The sequence below is a fragment of the Nocardia sp. NPDC051321 genome (genome assembly GCF_044455225.1).
GTDB lineage: Bacteria > Actinomycetota > Actinomycetes > Mycobacteriales > Mycobacteriaceae > Nocardia.
Genome location: NZ_JBITEM010000009.1, coordinates 243,634 through 267,915, shown reverse-complemented (window position 1 = coordinate 267,915; position 24,282 = coordinate 243,634). Strand labels below are relative to the sequence as shown.

The 24,282-nt window shown below is 65.6% G+C and carries 23 protein-coding genes; 20 read left to right on the top strand and 3 right to left on the bottom strand.

All coding sequences use genetic code 11. The features are described 5' to 3' along the window. Positions 1-36: 36 nt before the first annotated feature. Complete coding sequence (locus ACIA8C_RS23200) at positions 37-735, bottom strand: TetR/AcrR family transcriptional regulator (RefSeq protein ID WP_397137916.1); 699 nt, start codon at positions 733-735, stop codon at positions 37-39. Positions 736-1,355: 620 nt separating this feature from the next. On the opposite strand from ACIA8C_RS23200, the gene ACIA8C_RS23195 reads away from it, so the two are divergent. From ACIA8C_RS23195 to ACIA8C_RS23170, 6 genes are all read left to right on the top strand, one after another. Continuing rightward, entirely contained in the window at positions 1,356-1,931 is a 576-nt protein-coding gene (locus tag ACIA8C_RS23195) for an MptD family putative ECF transporter S component (RefSeq protein ID WP_397137914.1), read from the top strand. Further along, entirely contained in the window at positions 1,928-2,689 is a 762-nt protein-coding gene (locus tag ACIA8C_RS23190) for an energy-coupling factor transporter transmembrane component T (RefSeq protein ID WP_397137912.1), read from the top strand. The genes ACIA8C_RS23195 and ACIA8C_RS23190 overlap by 4 nt, the downstream gene beginning before the upstream one ends. Next, positions 2,686-4,128, top strand: a complete 1,443-nt coding sequence (locus ACIA8C_RS23185; protein ID WP_397137910.1) for an ABC transporter ATP-binding protein — start codon at positions 2,686-2,688, stop codon at positions 4,126-4,128. The genes ACIA8C_RS23190 and ACIA8C_RS23185 overlap by 4 nt, the downstream gene beginning before the upstream one ends. Before the next feature lie 11 nt (positions 4,129-4,139). Then, the gene (locus ACIA8C_RS23180) at positions 4,140-4,820 is read left to right on the top strand and encodes a response regulator transcription factor (protein WP_397137908.1); all 681 of its coding nucleotides are present in this window, start codon (positions 4,140-4,142) and stop codon (positions 4,818-4,820) included. Positions 4,821-4,916: 96 nt separating this feature from the next. Then, a complete protein-coding gene (locus ACIA8C_RS23175) occupies positions 4,917-5,987 on the top strand; it encodes a ketoacyl-ACP synthase III family protein (protein ID WP_397137906.1) in 1,071 nt (356 codons plus the stop codon). A gap of 140 nt (positions 5,988-6,127) precedes the next feature. Next, positions 6,128-6,445, top strand: coding sequence for a hypothetical protein (locus ACIA8C_RS23170; protein ID WP_397137904.1), 318 nt, complete (start codon positions 6,128-6,130; stop codon positions 6,443-6,445). Positions 6,446-6,456: 11 nt separating this feature from the next. On the opposite strand, the gene ACIA8C_RS23165 is transcribed toward ACIA8C_RS23170, so the two are convergent. Both ACIA8C_RS23165 and ACIA8C_RS23160 read right to left on the bottom strand, forming a co-directional pair. After that, a complete protein-coding gene (locus ACIA8C_RS23165; protein WP_397137902.1) occupies positions 6,457-7,281 on the bottom strand; it encodes a BTAD domain-containing putative transcriptional regulator in 825 nt (274 codons plus the stop codon). A 91-nt stretch (positions 7,282-7,372) separates the two neighbouring features. After that, positions 7,373-9,172, bottom strand: a complete 1,800-nt coding sequence (locus ACIA8C_RS23160; protein ID WP_397137901.1) for a carbamoyltransferase — start codon at positions 9,170-9,172, stop codon at positions 7,373-7,375. A gap of 745 nt (positions 9,173-9,917) precedes the next feature. Here ACIA8C_RS23160 and ACIA8C_RS23155 point away from each other — a divergent pair. From ACIA8C_RS23155 to ACIA8C_RS23090, 14 genes are all read left to right on the top strand, one after another. Then, a complete protein-coding gene (locus tag ACIA8C_RS23155) occupies positions 9,918-11,528 on the top strand; it encodes an MFS transporter (RefSeq protein ID WP_397137899.1) in 1,611 nt (536 codons plus the stop codon). Between the two features lie 365 nt (positions 11,529-11,893). Beyond that, positions 11,894-12,829 (top strand): hypothetical protein, encoded by a 936-nt coding sequence (locus ACIA8C_RS23150; RefSeq protein WP_397137897.1) that lies wholly within the window; start codon positions 11,894-11,896, stop codon positions 12,827-12,829. A 35-nt stretch (positions 12,830-12,864) separates the two neighbouring features. Beyond that, positions 12,865-13,743 (top strand): diiron oxygenase, encoded by an 879-nt coding sequence (locus ACIA8C_RS23145; protein WP_397137895.1) that lies wholly within the window; start codon positions 12,865-12,867, stop codon positions 13,741-13,743. After that, the gene (locus ACIA8C_RS23140; RefSeq protein WP_396989585.1) at positions 13,743-13,985 is read left to right on the top strand and encodes a hypothetical protein; all 243 of its coding nucleotides are present in this window, start codon (positions 13,743-13,745) and stop codon (positions 13,983-13,985) included. Before ACIA8C_RS23145 ends, ACIA8C_RS23140 begins: the two co-directional genes overlap by 1 nt. Then, positions 13,985-14,812, top strand: coding sequence for a hypothetical protein (locus ACIA8C_RS23135; RefSeq protein ID WP_397137893.1), 828 nt, complete (start codon positions 13,985-13,987; stop codon positions 14,810-14,812). The genes ACIA8C_RS23140 and ACIA8C_RS23135 overlap by 1 nt, the downstream gene beginning before the upstream one ends. Then, positions 14,812-15,795, top strand: coding sequence for an NAD(P)H-dependent flavin oxidoreductase (locus tag ACIA8C_RS23130; protein ID WP_397137891.1), 984 nt, complete (start codon positions 14,812-14,814; stop codon positions 15,793-15,795). Before ACIA8C_RS23135 ends, ACIA8C_RS23130 begins: the two co-directional genes overlap by 1 nt. Before the next feature lie 6 nt (positions 15,796-15,801). Continuing rightward, the gene (locus ACIA8C_RS23125) at positions 15,802-16,668 is read left to right on the top strand and encodes an alpha/beta fold hydrolase (RefSeq protein ID WP_397137889.1); all 867 of its coding nucleotides are present in this window, start codon (positions 15,802-15,804) and stop codon (positions 16,666-16,668) included. Further along, positions 16,661-16,915, top strand: a complete 255-nt coding sequence (locus ACIA8C_RS23120; protein ID WP_397137887.1) for a phosphopantetheine-binding protein — start codon at positions 16,661-16,663, stop codon at positions 16,913-16,915. The genes ACIA8C_RS23125 and ACIA8C_RS23120 overlap by 8 nt, the downstream gene beginning before the upstream one ends. Before the next feature lie 8 nt (positions 16,916-16,923). Next, entirely contained in the window at positions 16,924-17,499 is a 576-nt protein-coding gene (locus ACIA8C_RS23115) for a 4'-phosphopantetheinyl transferase superfamily protein (RefSeq protein ID WP_397137885.1), read from the top strand. After that, positions 17,496-18,584 carry a hypothetical protein gene (locus tag ACIA8C_RS23110; RefSeq protein WP_397137883.1) on the top strand — a complete coding sequence of 363 codons (1,089 nt, stop codon included), beginning with the start codon at positions 17,496-17,498 and terminating at the stop codon, positions 18,582-18,584. The genes ACIA8C_RS23115 and ACIA8C_RS23110 overlap by 4 nt, the downstream gene beginning before the upstream one ends. Positions 18,585-18,627: 43 nt before the next feature. After that, a complete protein-coding gene (locus ACIA8C_RS23105) occupies positions 18,628-20,280 on the top strand; it encodes a GH3 auxin-responsive promoter family protein (protein ID WP_397137881.1) in 1,653 nt (550 codons plus the stop codon). Then, the gene (locus tag ACIA8C_RS23100; protein ID WP_397137879.1) at positions 20,277-22,643 is read left to right on the top strand and encodes a phosphotransferase; all 2,367 of its coding nucleotides are present in this window, start codon (positions 20,277-20,279) and stop codon (positions 22,641-22,643) included. The genes ACIA8C_RS23105 and ACIA8C_RS23100 overlap by 4 nt, the downstream gene beginning before the upstream one ends. After that, entirely contained in the window at positions 22,640-23,485 is an 846-nt protein-coding gene (locus tag ACIA8C_RS23095) for a hypothetical protein (RefSeq protein ID WP_397137877.1), read from the top strand. The genes ACIA8C_RS23100 and ACIA8C_RS23095 overlap by 4 nt, the downstream gene beginning before the upstream one ends. Then, positions 23,457-24,113, top strand: coding sequence for a DUF6182 family protein (locus ACIA8C_RS23090; RefSeq protein WP_397137875.1), 657 nt, complete (start codon positions 23,457-23,459; stop codon positions 24,111-24,113). Before ACIA8C_RS23095 ends, ACIA8C_RS23090 begins: the two co-directional genes overlap by 29 nt. The last annotated feature ends 169 nt before the right edge of the window (positions 24,114-24,282 follow it).

Here is a 24,282-nt window from a genome sequence, read left to right as displayed (position 1 = left end):
TGATCCCGCCGCTGGGGGCGGGATCAGGAACCCGGGCTACTGGCCTGCCCGGGAACGATCGTGCGAGCAGGAATCGGCAGGCAGCAATCCGTCGACGATGGCCATCAGCGCCTGCCGATGGGAATCGCGGGTGGTGAGTTCGACCCAGCGATCGGCGACCGCCGCGAGGCGCGGATGGATATCGGCGGGCAGCTCGGCGATGGCCTGATTCTGATCGTCCGGTGTGCCCGCCCTGGCCAGCCGGCGGGCCCGGTTCACCCGGACGGTCAGGTTGCCGACGATGTAGTACCAGATCGTCCGGTACACGTGCACGGCTTCCGCCGGCGTGCAGCCGTATTCGACTGCGGCGCCGATCATTTGCTCGACGAACCACATGGCGGAGGGGGCGAAGAGATCGTCGCCCGCCAGCACCTCCACGATCCACGGGCGCTCGGCGAGCATGTCGTAGAGCGTGACGGCCACCGCCGTGACCCGCTCGCGCGGATCGTCCGGAAATTCCGGATGCGGCAGGCGCTTGGCGTGCGACTCCAGCACGTGCATCAGTAGTTCGTCTTTGTCCCGCACGTGGTAGTACAGCGCCATCGGTGCGCTGTCCAGGTCGCTGGCCAGGCGGCGGATCGACAGCTTCTCCGAGCCTTCGGCCGCCAGGATGCGGTCGGCCGCGGCGATGATCGCCTCCACCGACAGACGCGGTGGCCTGCCGACGCTCCTTGCGCTATTTGTTTCTGCGGGCATCTGCCAATCTTCCACGGTGAGTTCCGGTCAGTAATGGTCGGGGGTGCCGAGATCGCTGGTGAATATGCGGTCGGTCGAATATCGATTTTCGTGAAAGTTGCCCCGTTCGGGTTTGTCTCGATAGGTCCGAAAACATGGTTTCGCCGCGTGTCCGGGTACGCCGGGAAATGCCGGTCGTGGAGGCTGCCGTCGTGACTGAACCCGGGTCGCCGATCTCGAGCGTCGGATAGTGCGGCAACGGCGTCTCCGGTCCAATTAACGTACGCGTACGAATGCCGATCATACCCTGAAACAGTCTGCCTCGCTACGGGTTCCGTGGTCGCGCCGAAGGCGGCCCGGTGGTCCTGAGGTGCGGATGTTCGCTGAAGGTGAATATTTCCCGTATGCGTACGAAAACTGGCTGATTTCCAGTATGGTGGGTTGGTACCCAGTGACTACCGCAGCTGAGGGGCTGCCCGTGTCGAGACCTGTTCCGCCCGAAACCTGTTGTGCACCTGCACCTGTCGGGCCGACCTCGACCATGCCGGGCGAGTCCCTCGGCGCGGACACGTCGCTACAGCCGAGACGAGGACTTCGATATCGTGACCGTACAATCCATTGATCGCCGTATCGACTTCCGAATGAGCCCACGGGATCTCATCAATATCGGAATATTCGCCGCGCTCTTCATCGTTACCATCAGCGTGTTCAACCTGCTCGAATTCATCGGTCCGCTTGGGCTGCTGATAGGGGGCGCGATCGGCATCGTCGCTGGGGGCGTGCCGTTCATGCTGTTCCTCACCCGGGTGCGGCACGCAGGTATGGTCACCATCTTCGCGGTCATCGTCTGGGGATTCCTGCTGGTCTTCGCGAACCCGCCGATAGCGGTGGTCCTCGGGGTCGTCGTGGCGCTGATCGCCGAGGTGCTGCTGTGGCTGGGCGGATACCGTTCCCGGCGGATGAGCGTGCTCGCCTACGCCGTTTTCAGCGTGTCAGCCACGGGGCCGTTCGTGCCGTTGTTCTACGCCCGCCACGAGTACCTGTCCAGCGCGGCAATGCAGCAGATGGGCACCGACTTCCTCGACGGCATGGACACGTTGCTCTCGCCGACGGTGCTCATCGCCTACGCCGTGTCAACGCTGATCCTCGGGCTGGTCGGTGGCGCGTTGGGACTTCGGTTGCTGGACAAGCACTTCCGTAAGGCCGGGTTAGTGTGATCAGCACGCTCGGACGGCCGAATCCGGTCATGCCGGAATCGGCCGTACCGCCGGAACCAACCGTCCGAGCGGGGCTGGACCCGCGCACCGCGGTGCTGATCCTGCTGGCCGCGTCCATCGCCATCCTGGCGCCCGGCGGCGAGCGGTTCATTCCGGCGGTGCTGATCGGCGGTGTGCTGCTGGCGATCTTCGAACGAGCCTGGCGACGCGCGCTCGGCTTGCCGGTGGCCGCGGCGATCACTGCCGCAGCGGCCTACCTGCTGCCGTTGACCGCCGCGTCACCGATCGTCGGTCTCGTCGGAGTGCTCGCCGCGTACACCCTGCGGCTGGTGGCCGTGGGAGGTATTGCCGCACATCTGATTCAGACGATCCCGCCGACCCGGTTCATCGTCGCGCTGCGATCGCTGCGGGTGCCATCGGTGTTCACCGTGCCCGGCGCGGTGATGCTGCGGTTCGCGCCGACGATCGTCGCCGAGGCGCAGGCGGTGCGTGATGCCATGCGGCTGCGCGGACTCGGCGGCCGGTGGGCGCTGCTGCGGCATCCGCTCCGCAGTATCGAGTACTTCACGGTGCCGCTCATCGCGTCGAGTCTGCGAGTGGCCGAGGATCTTTCGGCGTCGGCGCTGTTGCGCGGGCTCGGCGCGCTTGCGCGGCCGACGACGATGCGGCCGCTGCGATTCGGGCCCGCCGACGCCGCGGCCGCGGCCATCGTCGCGGTGCTCGTTGCGGCGTCGGCGCTGTGGGTGCCGCTGCCGTGATCGAGTTGAAGAAGGTCGGGTGGTCGTACCAGGGCGGTGGCTCCGTCGTACTGGACGGCATTGACCTGCACGTCCGGCGCGGCGAAACGGTGGTGTTGTGCGGGCCGAGCGGATCCGGCAAGAGCACGGCCCTTCGGTTGATGAACGGGCTCATTCCGCACTTCCACGAGGGGACTCTCGACGGGGCGGTCCGCGTCGACGGTGCGCCGATCACCGATCTTGCGCAGATCGGGCGGATGACCGGGACGGTGCTACAGCATCCGCGCCGCCAGTTCTTCACCGACGCCGTCGACACCGAATTGGCTTTCGCCCTGGAGAATTTCGGCACGCCGCCGCCGCGAATCCGCGAACGGGTCGCCTCGGTTATCGCCGACTTCGGGCTGGCCGAGTTCGCCGACAGCCGGTTGCGGGAACTGTCGGGCGGTCAGCAGCAGCGGGTGGCGTGCGCGGCGGCGATGACCCACGAACCGCCGGTGTTGCTGCTCGACGAACCAACCGCCAACCTGTCCACGCAGGCCATCGCCGATCTCACCGCGATGCTGCGCCAGCTCAAGAAGCTCGGCGCGACCCTCGTCATCGCCGAACATCGTCTGCACTATCTGCGCGAAGTTGCCGACCGGATCGTCGTGCTTCAGCATGGACGTATCGAAAAAGAATGGGCCAGTGCGGAATTCGCCGGACTGACCGAGGCGATGATGCGCGCGGAGGGGCTACGTGGCCTGCGCGAACCCGAAAGCGTGGCGCTGGTTTCGGCTTCCGCGCATGGACCGAGCGTCGCGACGGGAGCCGCCGCGCCGCGGGCCATGGTGCCGGTGGCCGCTGCGTCGAACTCGGCCGCGAATGATGTTGTCCTGCAAGACATCCGTTGCACTTTCCGGGGTCGCCGGGTACTCGACATCGCGGCGGCGCGGCTACCCGCCGGTGTCATCACCGCGGTCACCGGTCCCAACGGCGCGGGCAAGAGCACCCTGGCCAGGATCATTGCCGGGCTGCAGCGCCACTCCGGCCGGGTGCTTCGGCATGGCCGCGCGCTGTCGCGCGCGCAGCGCCAGCGCGAGTCCGCGCTGGTGATGCAGGACGTGCAGCGGCAACTGTTCACCGACAGCGTCACCGCCGAACTGCGTCTCGGCGCCGTCGCCGAGCCCGGCGGCACCGTGCTCGCCGATCTCGGCCTGGACGGCCTCGACGACCGGCATCCGTTGTCGCTGTCGGGCGGTCAGCAGCAGCGTCTCGTCGTCGCGACGGCCCGGCTGAGCGGGTGCCGCATCGTCATCTTCGACGAACCGAGCTCCGGTATCGACCGCCGCCATCTTCGCTCGATGACGCGAACCATGCGTGAGATCGCCGCCGACGGCGCGGTGGTCGTCCTCATCAGCCACGACGCCGACCTGCTGGCCCTCGCCGCGGACCAGGAGCTGCGTCTGCGCTCGGTCCGGTGAATGAACCTCGCTTGGCGCGCACGCGCGCAGCCAGGGCGTTCGTAGCGCCCTGGTGCTTTGACAGATTGTTTGATCAGGGGCTCGTAATGACGATCGATGTAATGGTTTCCGACACAATGCAATTATCCCGCTCCGCGCTCGTCGCACTGCTCGAGGAGCAAGTCGAGATCAGTGTTGTCGGATCCGCGAGTAGCAGCAACGAGACACTCGAACTCGCTGCGCGGTTCCGCCCCAACATCGTGGTGATCAGTGCCGAGGGCGCTGATACCGGCGGCGTTGTCCTTGCCGAGAAGATCGCGACCATTCCGGAATGCCGGAGCCTGCTGCTCGGTACCGCGTTCTCGCGTTCGGTTGTGCGCCGGGCCTTTACCGGCACCGTCGGTGGTCTGGTGCACAAGAGTGCCCCGCCCCGTCAGTTCTTCGAAGCGATTCACCAGGTGCATCACGGCCAGCGTGTCTTCGACACCGAGTTGACGCTGGCGATGCTGCGCAACACCGATCTTCCGTTGACGCCCCGCGAGATCGCGGTGCTCGAGCAGGTGTCGCTAGGCGATACGGTGCCGGAAATTGCTGCGCGGGTGCATCTTTCGGAAGGAACCGTGCGGAACTACCTGTCCTCCACCGTGGCGAAGCTCGGTGCCCGCAACCGCATCGACGCCTTGCGGATCGCGCGGAAAGCGAACTGGATCTGAGGAAAGTCCCGGGGATAAGTATCGACACGCGCGATCGTGCGATCGCGCCGATCAACCAGCGACGATATCGACAAGTGAGTTCGAAGGAGTACGAACATGCGTGTACCGATTTATATCGCTGCCGCCGCGGCCTGGATCCCGCCCGCCGCGTCCGCCAAGGAAGCCGTCGCGAATGGTGAATATTCGCAAGATGATCTGGCGGGCAACAATGTGATGTGCCTGCCGATCGCGCCGGACGGGGAGACGGCGTCGAGCATGGCGGTCGCGGCCGGTCGCCGGGCACTCCAGCGCGCGGCGGGCGTGATCCGCGAGCGGATCGACCTGGTCCTGCACGCGTCGATCTACCATCAGGGCCACGGGCACTGCTGGACGTCGGCCTCGTTCATCCAGCGTGAACTCGAACTCACCGGCGCGTTCGCGATGAATATCGACCAGGCGTCCAACGGCGGCATGGCCGCGGTCGATCTCGCGGGCGCCTACCTCGAATCGGGCCGCGCGGCCAATGTTCTGGTCACGACAGCGGATCGGTTCTCGTCCCCTGGCTTCAACCGCTGGGAAAGTACTTACGGCGTTCTATTCGGTGACGGCGCAACGGCACTCGTGCTGTCCAGCCAGGGGGGATTCGCCCGGATCGTGGCGATGGAGTCGATGACGGACGCGTCCCTGGAACAGCTGTACCGCGGCACCGAGCCGCTGACCTCGACGGTCCAGCCCGGGCCGGTCGACCTGCGCGAGCGCCAGCGTTCCTATGTGGCCGAGGTGGGGTTGGGTTCCGTGCTGCAGCGGTTCTCGGTCGCGCTCTGCGAGGTAGTGGGGCGGGCGCTGGCGAAATCCGGGTACGAACTGCGGGATTTCACGAAGATTCTGCTGCCGAGCATCGGGCATGTGCTGATGGGCCTGAAGTTCCTCAAGCCGCTTGGCATCAGCGCCGACCAGACGCTGATGAGCTGGGGCTCGCACACGGGCCACCTCGGCGCGGGCGACCAGATCGCAGGCATCGCCCGCCTGGTGGAGAAGAGTTCGGTGGCACCGGGCGACCGGATGCTGCTGATCGGTGCCGGTGGCGGGTACTCGGTGACGGTCGCGGTGGTCGAGATCGATTCGCTGCCCGAATGGCCGGACGTCAGCACTGATTTCGAACTCCCCGCCGATATCCGAACTGTATAGCCGTAATTCACGAATGGCGCGCTGACCGAACGCTGACGCGATTTCGCAGGCGCTGTCAGCAGGAAATCAGCGGGCTCGGAAATACTGGTGCAGCCACGGAAAGCAGGAGCGTGGTCAGGAAAGCGAGCGGAGTGTTTCCTATGAGCATTATCCACGAATCCACCGAAGACCTTGCGACCCAAGATTTTACGACGGTCATTCATCAGCTGGAACTGCTCGACCGGCAACTGCGCAGCTCGCCGCGCTGGCGCGTCCCCGAGGTCTGGGCCGCCTGCGATGCCCTGGCCTGTGCCGCTGCTCTGCTGCGTACGCAGCAGAGCAGCCCGGTCGGCCCCGCCGGCGACGCCACTCTCCTGCAGGACGCTATCGCCTTGGCCCGCAGCACCGTTGAGGCTACGAAATTCGCCGCCCGCGAACGCATCGGGACACGATTCCAGAACGTCGGCGAGCGGATTTGAATCCTCGGTTGTCACAACGTGATACGCGCTTGCACGAGCGGCGAGCGCAGATCGTGCCGGAGGATGCGCCCCAGCGTGGCGTGCAGCGCGGGGCTCGGATCCAGGCCCAATTCCGAGCCGAGCAGGTGCCGGAACGCGTGGTAAGCCTCGACGGCCTCCGCGTGCCGTCCGGAATATGCCAGCGCCATCATCAACTGCTCCCGAAGGCGTTCCCGGAGCGGATACTGGACAATCAACTCCTGAATGTCCAGGGTCACCCGAAAAAAGTAGCCGAGGGTGAGCAATTCCTGCATGAGATCCTCGTGCGCGGCGATCTTCAGTTCGTGCAGATGATCCCGCGCCTGACGGCAGATCAGCCCGTCGCCCGCGTCCACCAGCGCGGGTCCGCGCCACAGCTCGAGTGCGGTTTCCAGTGCCGCCAACCTTTTGTGCGGCTGCTGCGGCGCGACGGCGGACGCGGTGGCCAGCGCCGCGGCGAAACGGTTGGTGTCGATGCGATCCGGCGATATCCGCAGGCAGTACCCGGATTCGTGGGTCCGCAGCAGTTCGCGGGCCTGGAACCGCTGGTCCAGCCAGGTCCGCAGCCGGGCGACATGGGCCTGCAGGCTGTTGGTCACCTGTCGTGCGGAGCCGGTGATGCGCAGTTCCTCGACCAGCGCCGCGGTGCTCACGACGGTGCCCGCCCGCAGCGCGAGCACCGCGACGAGCGCTCTGCGTCGCGCTCCGGGCAATTTGTGCTCGAAACCGTCGGCAGCAATTGCCAACTCGCCGAGCAGGCGAATATCGACTCCGCTTGATTCCGCCGTGGCGGAGTAGCGTCCGATTGATCGGCTCATCATCGCTACCTCAGAAATAGACGCTCGGATTTCGGAGGCCGGGAAGCCGCAGCACGGCTTCCCGGCTAACCGACGGACGCGACTACGGGCGTCATTTGCTCGCGTCGACCTTGGTGACCAGGTAGTTGCCGAGCACCAGGTAGTCGATCTCCGTGCCGAGGAAGCAGTTCAACGCGTCGGCCGGCGCGCAGACGATCGGCTCGCCCGCCACGTTGAACGAGGTGTTGATCAGGCAGGGCACGTCGGTGAGCGCGGTGAACCGGCGCAGCAGCGCCGCGAGCCGCGGGGTGTCCCGATCGGTGATCGTCTGAACCCTGGAGGTGCCGTCCACGTGGGACGCGCCGGGGATCACGTCTTGGAACTCCGGCCGCACCGGGAACACGAAAGTCATGTGCGGCGAACTCGTTTTACGGCCCATGTCGAAGATCTTCGACGCATCGGACTCCAGCACGATCGGTGCGAACGGCCGGAACGGCTCGCGGTGCTTGATCCTGATGTTGATGACGTCCTTGATGTCGGAGAACTTGGGGTTCGCCAGGATGCTGCGGTGGCCCAGTGCCCGCGGGCCGTGCTCGAGCCTGCCCTCGTAATAGCCGATGACGACCTTCTCGGTGAGCAGCTTGGCGACCTGGTCGATGACCTCGTCGTCGCTCAGGCGGCTCCACGCCACTCGATCGCCATACTCCTGCAACGTTTTCAGCATCGTCGCGTCGTCGTACTCCGGCCCGAGGTACGGGGTGATCGACGGCGTGGACTTCACCTGTTCGGCGTTGTCCGGGTGGGTGGCCCAGGCGTAGACGGCCGCGCCGAGCACGACGCCGGTGTCGCTGGCGCCGAAGCTCACCGCCATATCCTCGAATTGCGAACCCTCCAGCAGGAGCGTGTTGTTGACGCAGTTCATCGCCAGGCCACCCTCGAGCACCAGGTGCTTCAGATCGGTCTTGGCTTCCAGCGCGCGGACCTGGTGGCTGGTGACGGCGGTGATCATCTCCTGGGCCGCCGCGGCAAGCCCCGCCTTGTATTCGACGGTGTCCTGCAGCGGACCGAAATGCTGCTCCAGCAGGGGATCGAAGCAGCGGGAGTTTTCCAGATCGTGCGGTCGGCAGAGCGCGTAACGCCCGTTCTCGCGGAGCTCGACGAAGTGCTCCAGCAACGGATTTGGCGAGGGCGGCGCCGCGAATCCGGACAGGCCCATCACCTTGTACTCGTCGTTGTTGGGCACGAAGCCAAGGAACCGGGTGATCGAGGCGTACAGCAGCGCGAGCGAATCGTTGCCACCGATGGTCGACTCCTGGAAGACCCGGATCTTGCCGTCCCTGATCTCGCCCATCATCGACGAAAACACCTCGGCGCGACCATCACTGATCAGGAACGCGGTGTCCCGCATGCCCGCCATGTACCAGCCGGTCATCGCGTGGCCGAGGTGGTGCGGCACGAACACCACCTTGTCCGGATCGGGGGTGAAGCCGGTGCGCGCGGCGAAATCGGCGAGCACCGTTTCGCGGTTGAAGACGCCGGTGACCAGCTGACCGAGCCGATCCAACCGGCCGAACTTCTCCTTGACGTCCATCGGCGTCGACACCAGGTCGGCCAGCATGGGGTCGAAGACCTCGGCGGACAAGTTCCAGGGGATGGCGATCAGATCGATATCGGAGAACTGCACACCCGCGTGGTCCAGGCACCAGCGCACCGCGTTGACCGGAAAGTCGGAGGTCTTCTTCTCCCGGTTGAGGCGCTCCTCCTCTACCGCGGCGACCAGCTTGCCGTCGACCATCAGCGCCGCGCCCGCGTCGTGGCCGAGGATGTAGTGCTTATCGATGCCGACCGCGCCGAACAGCCTGCCGAACGCCTCAGCCGCGCCGGTAAAACCGTTGCAGCCCAAGATAATCATGCCAAATTCTCCTTCTCAGTTGCTGTGTCGCGTGCACCGAGCGCCGACCGGCCGGCAAGGCTATGACGGCATCGGACGGGGAGATATCGCGGAATTATCGGAATACCCACTGCACGGCCGCCCGCGACTGGTTCCATGCCGGATCGACTTTCGAAATACAGAAGGTATCCGAAGGAATCTTCGGTATTCTCTGTGGTGGCCGACGTCCTCCCCGAAGTTACCAGCAGGAATCTACCGGTCGCAATATGAGAATTGCACCAGGTGTGCGTGAATCTCTCACATCCGCAGGCGATCCGGCGGTCTCATCGTCGTGCCCATGAACAGGTGGGCGCGGCTCGGATCCGCTGTGTGGTTCACCAGCGGCAGCCGATCGTCGCGGGTTGCCGAGCCTGCCGGACGCCGGTGGCGGGGCCGTCCGCGTGCTTGTCCATCCAAATTCTTGATTGGGTGGCCTGCCAGGCGATTTCGAGTTAAGCTTGGCAATGGTACGCGTACGAAAATGGGAGGTGCCGTGCAGGAGACGACCACTCGATCGCTGGACTACGGTCTGGTGCGCCGACCGGTGCCCGCTGCCCGGCGGTACGCGAGCTCGGGTTCGGGAAGGGGTTACTGCCCGCGTTCCTGAATAAATAGTTTGGCGACCAACGGCACGGCGGGCCGGCTGTTCCGATGCGACCGCAGTAGGCGGTGTCGCCTGGCTCAACGCTGTCAATTCGGCCGAATGCTATACCGAGAGGAATTTACGATGTCATCGACTACGGCCACTTCGGCCGGGCGGGGCGGGGTGGATAAGCAGGCAACAATTCCCGGGGCCACACTGTGCCTGGTGATGGTGTGCATGGCGAATTTCATGTTGCTGCTGGACGCCACCATTGTCACGGCGGCACTCGCCGACATCCGCAGCGAGTTCGACGCCACCATCGGCGGCCTGCAGTGGGTTATCGACGCGTATTCGCTACCACTGGCCGGATTGTCGCTGACCTTCGCGGTGCTGGCCGACCGGCACGGGCGCAAGCGCGTGTTCCTGGCCGGGCTCGCGGTGTTCACCGGATCTTCGCTGGCGCTGGCGCTCTCGACAAGCATCGCGATGCTCGATGTGCTTCGGGCGGTGCAAGGCATCGGTGCCGCAATGCTTTTCGCGGCCGCGCTGCCGCTGCTCGCGGTGGCATATCCGGGCCGGGAGGCGCGGCTGAAGGCGATCGGGATCTACGGCGCGGTGATCGCCAGCGCCACCGTCGCGGGTCCGGTGGTCGGCGGTGCGTTGGTGACCGCCTTCGGCTGGCGCGCGGTATTCCTCATCAACGTTCCGGTCGGCGCGGTGCTGCTGGTGCTCGCCTACCTGCGCATGCCCGAATCGGTGAAACCCGGTGGGCGCCGGACCGATTGGCTCGGTTCGGTGCTGTTGACCGGTGGTCTGCTCGCCGGGGTCTTCGCGCTGATCCGCGGCAACTCGGTCGGCTGGACCTCGGCGGAAATCCTCGGCCTGCTCGGTGCGGCCGCGGTCTTGTTGATCGCGTTCCTGGTGTGGCAGTTCCGGGCCGCCGATCCGATGTTCGATGTCGCGATGGCCAGGAAGGCCGGATTCGCGGGCACCGCGATCGTCTCGACCGTGTACGCCGCGACGATCATGGCCACCGTCACCTATTTGGGCTTGTACCTGATGAATACGCTCGGTTACACGCCGTTGCAGATGGGGTTGCGGCTGGTGCCGATCAGTTTGACGGCCTTCCTCACCGCACCGCCCGCGGCGGCGTTGAGCAAGCGGGTGCCGATATCGGTCTCGCTGACGATCAGCATGGTGCTGGTCGGCTTCGGCATGTGGCTCATGAGCGGCATCGCGGTCGGCGACTCCTGGCTGCACTTCCTGCCCGGAATGATCGTGGCGGGCATCGGGCTCGGCGGTATCGCCTCGATCAGTAACGCCGCCGCGTTGAGCTTCGCGCCGGAAGAGAACGCGGGCATGGCGAGTGCGACCTTCGGTACCTTCCGGCAGGTGGGTTTGGCGATCGGCATCGCGGGGCTCGGCGCGTTGTTCAGTCACACGGCCATCGATCGTGTCCAACGGGATATCGACCTCCTCCAGAACGACTCTCGGGCGCAACTCCCTGGCGGCGTTCGCGAACAGTTCGTCGACGCCGTCGGTTCGGGCGCGGGTTCGTCGGTGGTCCATTCGCTGCCGCCGCAATTCGAAGCCACGGCGGGCCGGCTGACCGAATCGGTGGACAGCGCGTCCGCCGACGCGCTCAACAGCATTCTCGGCGTCGGTGCGGTGGCGGGCCTCGCCGCCGCCGTGGTGGCCGCGATCGCCTTCGCGCTGGGACGGCGATTCGGCGATACCTCAGAAAGTACGCACTAACCTTCGGGCGGCATCGCACGCGGCGGACTCGTTGCCGATTTCGCGCACCCCTCCAGCGTCAGCGGGAGGGGTGTTTGCCGTGCCAGGCTCGTGTCGAGCGAGCATATGTGAAACACATATCTATACGTGTAAAATTACTGTATTGTGATGCGGTCTCCTGCTGGTAGCGTCGGTCTCGTTCCGCAAATCGAGACAGACGAGTTCGCGGCATCCTCGTAATCCATAGGACCGATCGCGGTAGGTAATCCGACAATTCCTGTGGTGGTGTCGCGACGATGGCGGGCGCCGGGCCTTCGGCGCGGTCGTCCTGCATGGGAGATAGTGTGTCGCAGCAATTCTTAACCGCAAATATGCCCTGGGCTCGCGTGGCGAATTCTATCGAATTCATTCCCGCCGAGTATTCCAGTAGAACTCAGCCGGAATCCGTGGCCCGCGAGATGCTGCGCTGCGGAACGGCGGAGATCGACTGCCTCGTCGACGCGGGTCTGCCGTTCGAGGAGCGAGCAGGCGTACGCCATTTCGACGCGAACGATCTGTACAACCTCGGCATGTATTCGAATACCTCGAAGACGCAGCCGGAGCTGGCGTTCCGCATGCTCTTCCGGTTCGCAAGCCGGCCGGTCGGCGATCTGTTGCGCGCGAAGACCTGGGATTTCCGGGTTCGCCTGGAATGTGTCGAGTGTGCGGGGGTCGCGCCCTGGCGTCTGGAGGCACCGGACGTCGTCCGATTCGGCGGAAGTCTCGTCGATGTGACGGCGCCGACGGCGAGCGCGGGTGCCGCGGAATACGCGGCGACGGTCACCACGACCGGCGCGCTGACCCCGCTGACCTCGCCGGTGTTGCGGCGGCTGACCCGCGAGTATCTCGACGCAGGCTACCGCTGGCAGATGATCCCGGTGGCCATGCAAGCCGACTACGCGCTGGTGCACGCCCTCGGCGCGACGAGCTGTATCGCCGCGAGCCTGTTCCTGGCCGAGCAGTTCCGTGCGGCCGGGTATCGGGCCGAGGCGAAACGCGGCTGGTTCTGCGGAGTGGTCGGCGGCGCACTCGACCTGCCGCACGCCTGCGTCGAGGTCGAGGACGACGACGGCACGCTCAAGACCGTCGATATCGCCAAGGCACAGCTAGCCGCGCGGCTGTCCCCGGATACCGCGGAGTTCCAAGAACTGTGCCAGGGGTCGATCTACAACAAGGTGATTCCGTCCACCGCTTCCGGTAATGCACCCTTCGGTTATCACGAATGCGGGTCGCAGGTCCCCGTTCAGGTGCATGCCGATATCCGATCGACGCCTCGAAGCTGAATCATCGAGCAAACTCGTTGGAAAGAAGAGTGGTAATGGCAGTACGCGAAATCGAGCCGGTGCAGCTGGAGCTGGATCGGCTGGAAAATATGGCCGAGTCCGGCTATTACAACCCCTACACGATGTTCGACTGGCCGGACACGATCGAGCACGACAAGCCGTGGATGAGCGAAAACCTGGTCACCCTCGCCGGCACGCCGATGTGGGACAACCTGACCCGGGAACAGCAGCTCGCGCTGACCCGTGAAGAATCGATGAACTTCTTCAGCCTGAACATCCACGGCATTCGCGAGCTGCTGAGCGAAGTCGTCATGCGCATTCACGATCGGGTCTACGCCGATGTCTCGGAGTTCCTGCACCATTTCATCGGTGAGGAAAACGAGCACATGTGGTTCTTCGCCCAGTTCTGCCTGCGCTACAGCGGCAGGCTGTACCCGGCCCAGCCCACCCTGCAGGCCAGTTCGGTGGAACACCTGTCCGAGGTCGCGCGCGAGCTGATCGTCTTCGCGCGAATCCTGATCTTCGAGGAGATCGTGGACTACTTCAACGCGCTCATGGCGACCGACCAGACGCTGCCCGCCATCGCCCGCGAGATCAACCGGGTCCATCATCAGGACGAGAGCAGGCACGTCGCGTTCGGCCGGATGATCTTCACCAACCTGGTCGGCCAGGTCGCGAAACGGGATCCGGCCGAATTGCCAACGGTGGCCGCGTATCTGGAGAACTACCTGCAGTACAGCATCGGCACGCTGTACAACCCGGCCGCCTACCGCGCCGCCGGAATCCCCGACGCGCTGGCGTTGCGCCGCGAGGCGATCAACCATCCGGCCAGGATCGCCGAACACGACAAGATCCTGAATCGGACGCGCAAGTTCCTGACCAAGTCCGGCGTCGGACGAGAGGCGATCAACTGATGTCGAATCCGATGACGGCGGTGCGTGAATTCATCGGGAGCCGGAATCCGCAGTTCGCCGATATCGACCCGACCCTCGACCTGATCGACAGCAGGGCCATCAATTCGCTGGCCTTCGTCGAGTTCATCTTCCTGCTCGAGGAACTCACCGGCGAGGCGATCGATCCGGAAGAGCTCGACCTCGGCGACTTCCGCACCCTCAATGCGATCGAAGCACGATTCTTCAACCAGAAAGCAGCATGATGACCACCGCGACCGACAACGGCTTGAGAATCCTGGACGGCGGCCAACTGCGTTTGCTGCGTGCGATCGATGCGTTGTTCCTGCGCTGGGCCGAAGGGTGGGACGCGCCGGAGTTCCGGTTCCCGTACCTGATGCGGTGCCGGGACCTCGACACCTTCGACTACTACGACAATTTTCCGCATCTCGGCCTGACCGCGACCCGGCTCGATCCGCAACGCCTCGGCGCCGTGCTGGCCGAGGGGTCACGGCCGGTGGAGGAGATGCCCGCCGCGGTGATGGAGCCGTCCGCGTTCGCGTTGCCGTCGGCGGCCTGCTACTCGATCTATCTCGATCTGTCCGATGCGGTGCTACCCGATGAGGGGGTCATGCGGACCACGGTCGGCACGTGTTTCCGCAACGAGGACCACTACGACGGATTGCAGCGGCTGCTCGGATTCTCCATGCGGGAGATCGTTTTCGTCGGACCGGAGGACGGCGCCAAACAGCACCTGATCCGCGCCAAGGAGACCGTGCTCGCCCTGTGCACCGAGCTCGGTCTGAATGTCCGGCTCGAGGTCGCCACCGATCCGTTCTTCGACAAGAACGGCGGTAAGGCGAAAATGCAGCGGCTGTTCCCGGTGAAGGAGGAGTTCGTCGTCAACGGCCTGGCGATCGGCTCGGTCAATTACCACCGGAACTTCTTCGGCGAGCGGTGTGCCATCCTGGCCGGCGACGGCACGGCCCACACCAGTTGCCTCGCTTTCGGTTTGGAACGCTGGGTGCACACCTTGACCGATCGTTTCGGCGACACCGCCGCCGCACTGGCCGCGGTCGAGGCACTGGGCTGATGCGCGCCACGTTGGCGGAGGTGCTCGGTATCGACGTGAGCCTGCTGCAGTCGGGCATGGGCGGCGTCGCGGGGCCGGAGTTGGCGTGTGCGGTATCCAACGCGGGTGCGGCGGGCTGCACGGGTGGCTACAAACTGGTCGGCGGCCCGCTCTCGGCCATGCTCGACCGGCTGAGTGCGGGTACCGATCGGCCGGTCGGCGTGAACCTGATTCCGGAGGTGGTCGGGCCGGTCGAACTCGATCAGCAGTTGGCGCAGGTGCTCGACGAGACACCGGCGCGGGTGTATCTGTCGCTGTTCGGTATGCCCGGCGACGCGGTGTTCTCTCGGATCGCCGCGGCGGGAAGGCATCTCGTGGTCCAGGTCGGGACCGTGGACGACGGTGTGCGCGCGGCCGAGCGAGGCGCCGTGGTGGTCGCCCAGGGAATCGAGGCGGGTGGTCATCTGCTCGGTACGTCGACCCGTGACGAACTGGTCGGCGCACTGCGCGAACGCCTGCCCGATGCCTGTCTGGTCGCGGCGGGCGGCATCGGCGCACCGGCCGCGGCCGGTCGGGCGCTCGCGGCCGGCGCCGACGGGGTACTGCTCGGCAGTGCCTTCGTCGTCGCGCACGAATCGCGGGCCCACCCGTACTTCAAGGAAGCGGTCACCGCCGCCGACGCGGCCGACACGGTGATCACCGACGTCTACGCGATCGGCTGGCCCAATCGGCGGCATCGGGTGCTGGCCACCGCGGCCACCCGAGACCCGATGCAGATCACCAAGTTCATCGGCCGCACCGTCGTCGAAGGAAAGTCGTATTTGGTCCCTCGCTTCAGTGCCGCGGTACCGACCGACGTGACCAGCGGCCGCATCGAGGAAATGGCGATGTACTGCGGCCAGGACTGCGGCGCCATCTCCACGGAACTCTCGGCGGCCGATGTCGTCGCCGAGTTTGCTCGCGTCCTTCCGGGCGCCGCAGTCGCAGAAACAGGAAAGGGATAGAAATCAATGCCTAACTACGAGCCCTTGTTCCGGCTGGAACTGAACTACCACGAGGACGCGCCGCGCATTCGTACCAGGGAGGGCGTCGAGCTCTACTACGAGTCCCGCGGCGAAGGCACCGCCATCACGCTGCTCAACAACTTCTTCCTGACCACCCCGTCGTGGCGGGTGTTCACCAACGAGCTGCCGCAGCATTACCGCGTCGTGAGCTACGACATGTGCAACCACGGCGCCTCCACCCATGTCGCGCAGGAACCGACCTGGGACGAGCACGCCGACGACGTGATCGCACTGCTCGACGCGCTGGAGATCGAGTCGACCTATCTGATCGGTACGTCGGCGTCCACCGTGCTCGCCAGGGACGTCGCGCTGCGGCACCCGGATCGCGTTCGGGGACTGGTGATGTCTGGCTCGGTCCTCGGCCCCCGTGGCATGCGCAGGCACATGCAGATCCAGCGGTCCTGGCTGCACGTGCTGGAGAACCACGGCATGGCGGCGCTGTACAACCAGCTGTACCCGGAAGTGTTCGGCTCGGACATGAACGAGGAGCTCGGCACCCCCGGCTTCCTCGGCCTTCGGGAGAGCTTCACCGCGCTGACCACCCCCGAGGATCTGGCCAACGGCCTTCGGCTCAACCTCGACGCGGCCACCAGCCCCGACTTGCTCGCCCGCATCACCGTGCCGACGCTGATCCTCACCGGTGACGACGACTTCCTGCTCGGCCCGACCGGCGCCAAGGAGCTGGCCGAGCGGTTCCCGAACGGTCGCCACGAGATCCTGCCGAAGGCGGGCCACGTGCCGCACCTCGACGATTCCGAAGGCTTCCAGGTGCTCGTCCGCAAGTTCATCGAAGAAGCGGAATCGCATGACTGATACGGCATCAGAGGTCAGGCAGGGCATTCGCGCGCTGCTGGCCGAGCTGTTCGGCGACGACCATGTCGTCAACGGCGTGTCGGATACCGAGTCGCTGCGCCGGGCCGGGCTGTCCTCCAACGGACTGGTCAGCTTGCTGGTGGCGATGGAGGACACGTTCGGTTTCGAGTGGAGCGACGACGTCGAGCCCGAGGTGCTGCGCTCTATCGGCGCGATGGCCGACCACGTTGTGGCAGTGCGTAATTGAAGGGATAGATGGTGGCTGTCGGGCTGGAATTTCCCGCTGGTATCGCACCGGGGACGTGGATCGAATTCCACGCGGTGCCGTGGCCGCACGGGCCGGCTCAGCAGTTCGCGGCGGGTCGTCGCGCGGCCGCCGCGGCGCTGGCCGCGGCGGGCTGCGCCGATCGGGTCGTGCCCCGCGATCCTGATGGGAGGCCACGCTTTCCGCACGGATTCGCCGGTTCGATCGCGCACACCGATCACCTCGCGGTCGCGGTGGTGGCCCGCGACGCGGTGGCGGTCGGCATCGATCTCGAGAACGCGGAGATCAGCTCGCGGGTAACGGAATTCGTGCTGCGCGAAGCGGAACGGCGCGCACTGCTCGCGCCGGCCGGGGCATACACCCCGCGTGAGCTGTTCGCCGCGAAGGAAGCGGCGTTCAAGGCGCTGTCCGGCACCGGCGCGTTCGAGGACTTTCTGTTCTGGCGGATCGAGCTCACCCACTCCGGCAGCGGGCTGATCGCGTCCTACCGCGGTGTCCCGACACAGGTGTGGGTCCGCACCGAGGCGGATCTGGCACTTGCCGTGGCGATTCGGTGTCTCGGATGAGACTGCTGATCGCGCCCGTCACCATCACGCCGACCAAGCCGCTGACGCCGACGCACATCAAGGGATTTCTGTGGGTTGATGTGTTGCGCAAGGCTTCTCGTCTTGTCGCCGATGTGACGTGTGTATGGAATCCGCGAACGGCCAATCTCACCGGGCAGTCGATCGGATTCTGGGACTATCTCGACCGAGTGCACCCCCACGCCGAATTCTCGGAGCTCGACGAGTTGCAGATCGGCAATCTCTACGTCGCCTATCACGTGGAAACGAGTTCGTCGACGTTCGACGCCGCGGGCAGCTATCGCGAGCGGATCGAGACGAGCGGGTGGGTTCATCCGGCGACCGCGCGGATGGTCGAGCTGTGGTCGCGGCAGCTCGACGAGCTCGGCGTCGAGGACCCCGGGCTCCGCGCGGATCACCCGCACCGCTGGTCGGTCGACGAACTGATCAATACCTTGGTGGCAGAGAAATTGTGCCTCGACCATCGTGGTATCGGCGGGCCGGTCTACCTCGATGGCACCCGGTGGGGCGTCCCGCTGCGGATCGTTGTCGGCAGTGACGGCCATCCGAATTACGTGATCACCGCGCTGCGCGACATTCTGCCCCTCGTCGATTCGCACGATCACGTGCTGCTCGTGCACGACGACGACATCTCCCCGGATTTCATTCTGCTGCAAAAGATCATCGGCTACTTCGGGATCACGGTCTCGCGGCTGCCGTTGGGGCGAGTGCCGGTGGCGGGGCAGACGGTGTCCAGCAGGCGCGGCGGTTGGGCGGGGTCGACGCTCGGTGAATTGTCGGTGGCGGCCCTGGCGAGCGTCGATCTCGACGCGTATCGGCTCGGCATGCGCGTCTACTTCACCGCGATGCTCGGCCGAAGCGCCGGACCGTCGCTCGATCGGACCATGCTCTACCGCGCGATGACCAGGTCGCAAAAGCTGCTGACGACGGAGCACGACGCCGTGGACCCTGCCGAGTACGTCAGGCGGCACGCCTCGAAGTTCGGCTGGGTGGACCCGTACCGGCTGACGTCGTCGCTGCTCGGCGGCACCCCGCCGGCGCGCGTGCTCACGAACATCTTTCTTTGATTGCCGTTCCTGAACAAGGGATTGCGAGAGGCTGGAACACTTTATGTCTGAAAACATCTCGGACCGGCGAGCCGAAATTCTGCGTCGTGCCGACAAAGAACGCTCGGCACTGCTCGCCGTCCTGGACGACGCCGCGACGGTGCAGGAGAAGCTGCTGCTCTCGATCGTGCGACGCAACGCCGAATCGCAGTTCGGCCGGGATCATCGGTTCGCGTCCGTCCGGAGCATCGCCGACTTCCAGCAGGCTGTCCCCATTCGTGTCCACGAGGAATTCGAGCCGTGGCTGGAAGCAACGATCGCCGGAAAGTCACACGTCCTGAGCGACGAGGATCCCTTCGTATATTTCTCCAGCAGCGGCACCACCGGCCGGGAGAAGCGCATTCCGGTGACCGCGTCATACCTCAGGGAGAGCTTCCTCCCGTTCTATTTCGTGGGCCTGGCAACGATTTTGGAGCAGTGCCCGGACGCGTTGCACGACGACAACTCGGTCCTGAACCTGTGGCAGGACCCCTACTCGCCGACCGATCGGACCGCCGACGGAACGCCGCACATCGGGTTGAGCCAATTCGACTACCGTGGCCTCGGCGAGGACCTGGCCGTCGGACTCGGGAACCGCGCCGCGTGGAGTCGCCTGCCCGATTCCTTCGACGGCGTCGACCCGCTGCAGCGGACCTATCTGCGCCTGCGCATCGCGGCGGAATACGACATCCGTTGCGTTTTCGCCATCAACCCGGCCGTCGCGCACGCCCTGCCCACCCAGCTGGCGCTGTGGTGGCCGCGGATCGTGCGGGACCTGCGCGACGGGACACTCGACGGTCGGCCCTTCACCGCGCCGAACAAGGCGCGAGCCGACCAGATCGAGAATCTCGCCAACTGGTTCGGTACGGTTCGGCCGAAGGACATCTGGCCGCGGCTGAACGGAGTCGTGGTGTGGTCCAACTACATCGGCGGCATGTATCTGCAGGCCCTCGGCCAGGACTACGGTCCGGGCGTACGGATCATCCCGGCGCCCATCGGCTCGTCCGAGGGGCCGCTGGCCGCGCCGATCGATCGGCATCCGTCGGCCTCGCCGCTGATGACTACCGCCGCCTTCTACGAGTTCATTCCCGCGGACGAGAAGATCACCTCGGCCAGTAGGACATTGCTCGCCAACGAGGTGGTGCCGGGCCGTGACTATCATGTGGTGTTGACCAGGGTAGGCGGGATACACCGTTGTGCCACAAGGGATATCGTCCGTGTCGTCGAATTCGTCGGCGGGACACCGCGTATCGAGTACGGCGGACGTCAGGGTGAGCTCGCCGCGGGTGGCGCCCGGCTGCGAGAGGACCAGGCGGTGCGCGCCATGCACAAGACGGCGGCGGCCAGCGGGATGCAGGTGGAAAACCTGACCTGGCGGCTCGACGACGGGTCGGACACGCCACGGCACGAGGTCGCCGTGGCCTTCCGCCACGACGAGACCCCAAGGGACGTAGCGCGATTCGAGCGCCTGCTCGACACCTTCCTCAGCGCGGAATCCCCCTCCTACGCGGCGGCTCGACGCATCGATGCCATCGGACCGGCCCGGGTGCATCCGGCACCCGTCACCGCCTTCTTCAGTGCGTGGCTCGAGCGAGTGCGAGCAGGACAGCGCCCACCCCGGGTCAAGGACCGAGTCTTCGATCCCAAGTCGTCCGTGTGGTCGGAGCTACTGGTATGACCGCATTCATCGACCAGGACGAAGTGCCTTGCCGCGGTGAGTACACCGAAGCCGCACGCGAGCACCGACTCGACTGGCTGCGCCTGCAGAGCGGCGCCGCGCTGCGATCCCTCGGGGAGCCGGGCATCGAGGCGCGGACACTGCGCGGCAATATCGAAAACTTCGTCGGCACAGTCGAAGTCCCGGTCGGACTCGCCGGCCCCATGCTGTTCACCGGCGACGACGCCCGCGGGCTGATCACCGCACCGCTGGCCACCACCGAAGGCGCCTTGGTCGCGTCGGTGGCGCGTGGGTCGCGGGCGATCACCCGCTCCGGCGGCGTGACGACCCGGGTGGTGTGGCAACGGATGGTGCGCGCGCCCGCCTTCGAATTCGGCGACCTCGCCGAGGCCGCCCGGTTCGCCGAGTGGGTGCGCGGCCAGCTCGCCGCGCTGGCGGAGGAGGTGCGCTCGGTATCGCGGCACTCCACGCTCATTCAGCTGGATCCGGTGCAGTTGGGCCGGATCGTGCATGTGCGTTTCGTGTACGAAACCGCCGATGCCGCGGGCCAGAACATGACCACGGTCGCGACCTGGCGTGCCTGCCAGTGGATCAGCGCTCGCCTCACCGAGCCAGGGCTGCCGGTGCCGAGTTGGTTCACGGTCGAGGGCAATTTCAGCGGCGACAAGAAACTGTCCGCGCTGAACCGCCTCGGCGGCCGCGGGTCGCGAGTACTCGCGGAGTGCCTGATCGACCACGAGACCCTGCGGCGGGTGCTCAAGACCACCGCGCGCTCGGTCGACAAGACCTGGCGCAGGGCGCAGCAGGCCGCCCAGTTCGGTGGCATGGCGCTGGCCGACGTCGATGCGGCGAACGTCATCGCGGCGATGTTCCTCGCCACCGGACAGGACGTGGCCAGCGTGCACGAGTCGAGCGCGGCGATGTTCACGACGGAGGTGACCGATGACGGCCTGCTGGCCGGTGTCGTGCTGCCCAACCTGATCGTCGGAACAGTCGGCGGCGGTACGCGTTTGGCTCAGCAGAACGACTATCTCGCCGCGATGGGCTGTGCGGGCGAGGGCGGCGCGCGCAGGCTCGCGGAGATCATCGGTGGTTTCGCACTCGCCCTCGATCTGTCGACGGCCGCGGCTATCGCGGCAGGCCATTTCGCCGACGCCCACGAGCGGCTCGGCCGCCCGCATCGGGTGGACTGGCTGCGGCCGGACTCGCTGAATCGCGAGCTGGTCGGCGCGCTGCTTGCCGAAACGCTGGAGCGCCCCGAGCTGGTCGTGTCCGATGTCGCGATCCTCGGCGAGGGGGGTATGTCGAGCCTGCTGACGGACGCGGTGGGTGCGGGGGAGCGCCGTAAGTTCACCGGTGTCGTGCCCATCCGGGTCGAATACACCTACCCGGGGGCCGGTACCGAGACCGCGGAGCTGATCGCGAAGGTTAAGCCGCTCGACAGCGAAGTCATCATCGAGGTCGGCAAGATCGCCTCGCTGTGCGGCGGTGAGGTGGCCGAACAGTACTCGCGCTATCGGGAGTGGACCGGCTTCAAGCACACCCACACCCGGGAGCTCGCCCTGTATCGCAACGCGGACAAGGCTTTACGGCAGGTGATGCCCGACCTCTGGGGCCTGCTCGAAGACCCAGCGCGGGAGGCATACGTGCTCCTGCTGGAGCGGCTCGGCGCCGATGTGATCCTGCTGAATTCCGTCGACGCTTGGCAACCGCACCATGTGCACGCCGCGATCGAGGGGATAGCGGCCGTGCACGCGGCCTGGCTCGGCCGCGAAGACGACCTCGTGACGGCGGGCTGGCTTGGTGAGCCGCAGACGGCACACCGTGCGGCGCTGATGGGTCCGCTGTGGACAGCTCTGGTCCGGCACAATGCCGACGAGTTTCCGAAGTTGCTCACCGAGAACGACACTCGGCGACTGCTCGAGATCATCGACGCCGTCGGGTCGTGGTGGCCTGACCTGGCCGCGCTGCCACGCACGCTGGTGCACGGCGACTTCAACCCGCGCAATATCGCGCTGCGCGCCGCGGACCTCAGCCTGGTCGCCTACGACTGGGAACTGTCGACATTGCATGTCCCGCAGCGAGATCTGGTCGAGCTCATGGCCTTCGTGCTCACCCCGGACGCCACCGCCGATGCGGCCGCCGAGCTCATCGAGCGACACCGGCGTGCGATCGGCCGCAACGGCGCGGACGAATGGCACGAAGACGTCTGGCGAGCCGGATACCGTTGGGCCCTCTGGGATTTCGCCACCACCAGGCTTCAGCTCTACCTGATGGCCAACTCGCATCAGGCGCTGCCGTTTCTCGACAGGGTGGTGCCGACCACGATGCGCTTGCTTGCGCTGGAATCGGAGACCCGATGACGCAAGGGGAACCCATCGTCGCGGCGATCGTCGGCATCGACGGCGCCGGGAAATCGACCGCGATACGTCTCGTCGGCCACCGGCTCGGCGCACACTGCGCGGTCCTGTCGTCGATGCGCAACCATGAGGTCGCCGACGCCCCGCTTCGGGACCTGTCCCTGGCTTTGGATCGATTGCGCACTGCCGCAGAGGAATTGGGTAGTCAGCGACTCAAACTCGCCTCGCTCTATCTGCAGATGTGCATATACGGCCCGACGGAGCAGTTCGTGATCCGCGCGCTGGCGCCCTCGGTCGTCCTGTCGGATCGGCATCCGATCATCGATGCCGCCGTGTACCTGCCGCTCTTCCGGCGGATGATCGAGAGTTCCGGGGTCGCGGCGGGCATCCCGGAATGGCGCGACCGGGTGTCGGCCGAAGAACGTGGTCTGATCACCCGGTGGATGGACGCGCAGAACCGGCGACTGGGCACCACCCTGGACCTCACCGTGCTCACCAGCGACTTGATGGCGTTGGCGGATCATGGCTTCGGCCCGTTCCTGGCGAAGATCGCCCCGCTGCTGCAGGCAACGCTGCCCCAGCGCGTGCTGTGGCTCGATCTCGAGGTCGAGCAAGCACTCCAACGACTCGCGAGCAGGCAGGGACCACGAGAACTGCACGAGACCCGCCGTCACCTGATGACGGTTCGGGCCGGCTACCTGCGGGTGCTGGAAAACCTGCCGTCCCGCATTCGGGTGAGCCGTATCGAGGTCGGCGACCTGGCACCCGAACAAGTCGTCGAAGCATTGACCGAGCAATTGATAAAGGACGACCGTCGTGTTCACACAGGAACTTCTGCGGCGTGAAGCGAAACGCCGGATAGCATGGGCGCAACGACTGGACGAGGATTTTCCGACCGCCGATCGACCCTGCGCCGTGGCCGTCGTCTCCGCTTTCGATCCGGCCGTTTTCATCGAATCCGGATTCGCCTTCGCCTCGGGATTACCGGCGGAGGTACGCAACCGGTGGTGTGCGAGTTTCACACGCACCGTCTATCTGGCCGGTCTACCGGAGAACATCGCGACGCGATATCCACCGGACCATGTTTCGGCGGATGGCACAATAGCGTGGTATCGCCCCGACGACCTCGGTGCCGTCACCGGGCTTCGTAAACTATTGCGGCCGTTGTTCGCTGCCACTGGCGTACCGCGGACGACGCGAGCGGTGGCCTCGTTCAATAGGCGAAACGCGGAAACCGCAACGGCGACGCTCACGGTAGAAAGCTCAGGCTTGACGCTCGAACAATACGTGGTTCACATCAATCATGTTGTCGCGGAGTCGGTCTCGATGGGCATGTTGGATAGCACCGCCTTCCTTCGGCTGGTTTCGGTCGACCGGATAGACGCGGCGCGCGGACCATACGACTATCTTCGGGTGACCGCCGATCGGCACGACCCAGAACTGTTGCATTGCTATGCGGCACTGAAGCTTTGACTGTGCGAAATTCACGCTGATTGATGGGAAAATCATCTGTTGTTCAAATGTTCGGCACTGCTAGTGTGAGGCACGGCGCATAAACCGATGGGCGTCCCCGCAGAGCCTGTGGCAGGCGAAATCGATCGAATTCGTTCCCGTCGATTACAGCTGGAAAGCGCGGCCGTGA

Coding starts and splice junctions, on each gene's coding strand:
- ACIA8C_RS23145 (WP_397137895.1), top strand. CDS start 12,865: ATGGCAGTACGCGAAATCGAGCCGGTGCAGCTGGAGCTGGATCGGCTG.
- ACIA8C_RS23140 (WP_396989585.1), top strand. CDS start 13,743: ATGTCGAATCCGATGACGGCGGTGCGTGAATTCATCGGGAGCCGGAAT.
- ACIA8C_RS23095 (WP_397137877.1), top strand. CDS start 22,640: ATGACGCAAGGGGAACCCATCGTCGCGGCGATCGTCGGCATCGACGGC.
- ACIA8C_RS23100 (WP_397137879.1), top strand. CDS start 20,277: ATGACCGCATTCATCGACCAGGACGAAGTGCCTTGCCGCGGTGAGTAC.
- ACIA8C_RS23110 (WP_397137883.1), top strand. CDS start 17,496: ATGAGACTGCTGATCGCGCCCGTCACCATCACGCCGACCAAGCCGCTG.
- ACIA8C_RS23130 (WP_397137891.1), top strand. CDS start 14,812: ATGCGCGCCACGTTGGCGGAGGTGCTCGGTATCGACGTGAGCCTGCTG.
- ACIA8C_RS23195 (WP_397137914.1), top strand. CDS start 1,356: ATGAGCCCACGGGATCTCATCAATATCGGAATATTCGCCGCGCTCTTC.
- ACIA8C_RS23175 (WP_397137906.1), top strand. CDS start 4,917: ATGCGTGTACCGATTTATATCGCTGCCGCCGCGGCCTGGATCCCGCCC.
- ACIA8C_RS23105 (WP_397137881.1), top strand. CDS start 18,628: ATGTCTGAAAACATCTCGGACCGGCGAGCCGAAATTCTGCGTCGTGCC.
- ACIA8C_RS23200 (WP_397137916.1), bottom strand. CDS start 735: ATGCCCGCAGAAACAAATAGCGCAAGGAGCGTCGGCAGGCCACCGCGT.
- ACIA8C_RS23160 (WP_397137901.1), bottom strand. CDS start 9,172: ATGATTATCTTGGGCTGCAACGGTTTTACCGGCGCGGCTGAGGCGTTC.
- ACIA8C_RS23170 (WP_397137904.1), top strand. CDS start 6,128: ATGAGCATTATCCACGAATCCACCGAAGACCTTGCGACCCAAGATTTT.
- ACIA8C_RS23135 (WP_397137893.1), top strand. CDS start 13,985: ATGACCACCGCGACCGACAACGGCTTGAGAATCCTGGACGGCGGCCAA.
- ACIA8C_RS23155 (WP_397137899.1), top strand. CDS start 9,918: ATGTCATCGACTACGGCCACTTCGGCCGGGCGGGGCGGGGTGGATAAG.
- ACIA8C_RS23120 (WP_397137887.1), top strand. CDS start 16,661: ATGACTGATACGGCATCAGAGGTCAGGCAGGGCATTCGCGCGCTGCTG.
- ACIA8C_RS23115 (WP_397137885.1), top strand. CDS start 16,924: ATGGTGGCTGTCGGGCTGGAATTTCCCGCTGGTATCGCACCGGGGACG.
- ACIA8C_RS23125 (WP_397137889.1), top strand. CDS start 15,802: ATGCCTAACTACGAGCCCTTGTTCCGGCTGGAACTGAACTACCACGAG.
- ACIA8C_RS23165 (WP_397137902.1), bottom strand. CDS start 7,281: ATGAGCCGATCAATCGGACGCTACTCCGCCACGGCGGAATCAAGCGGA.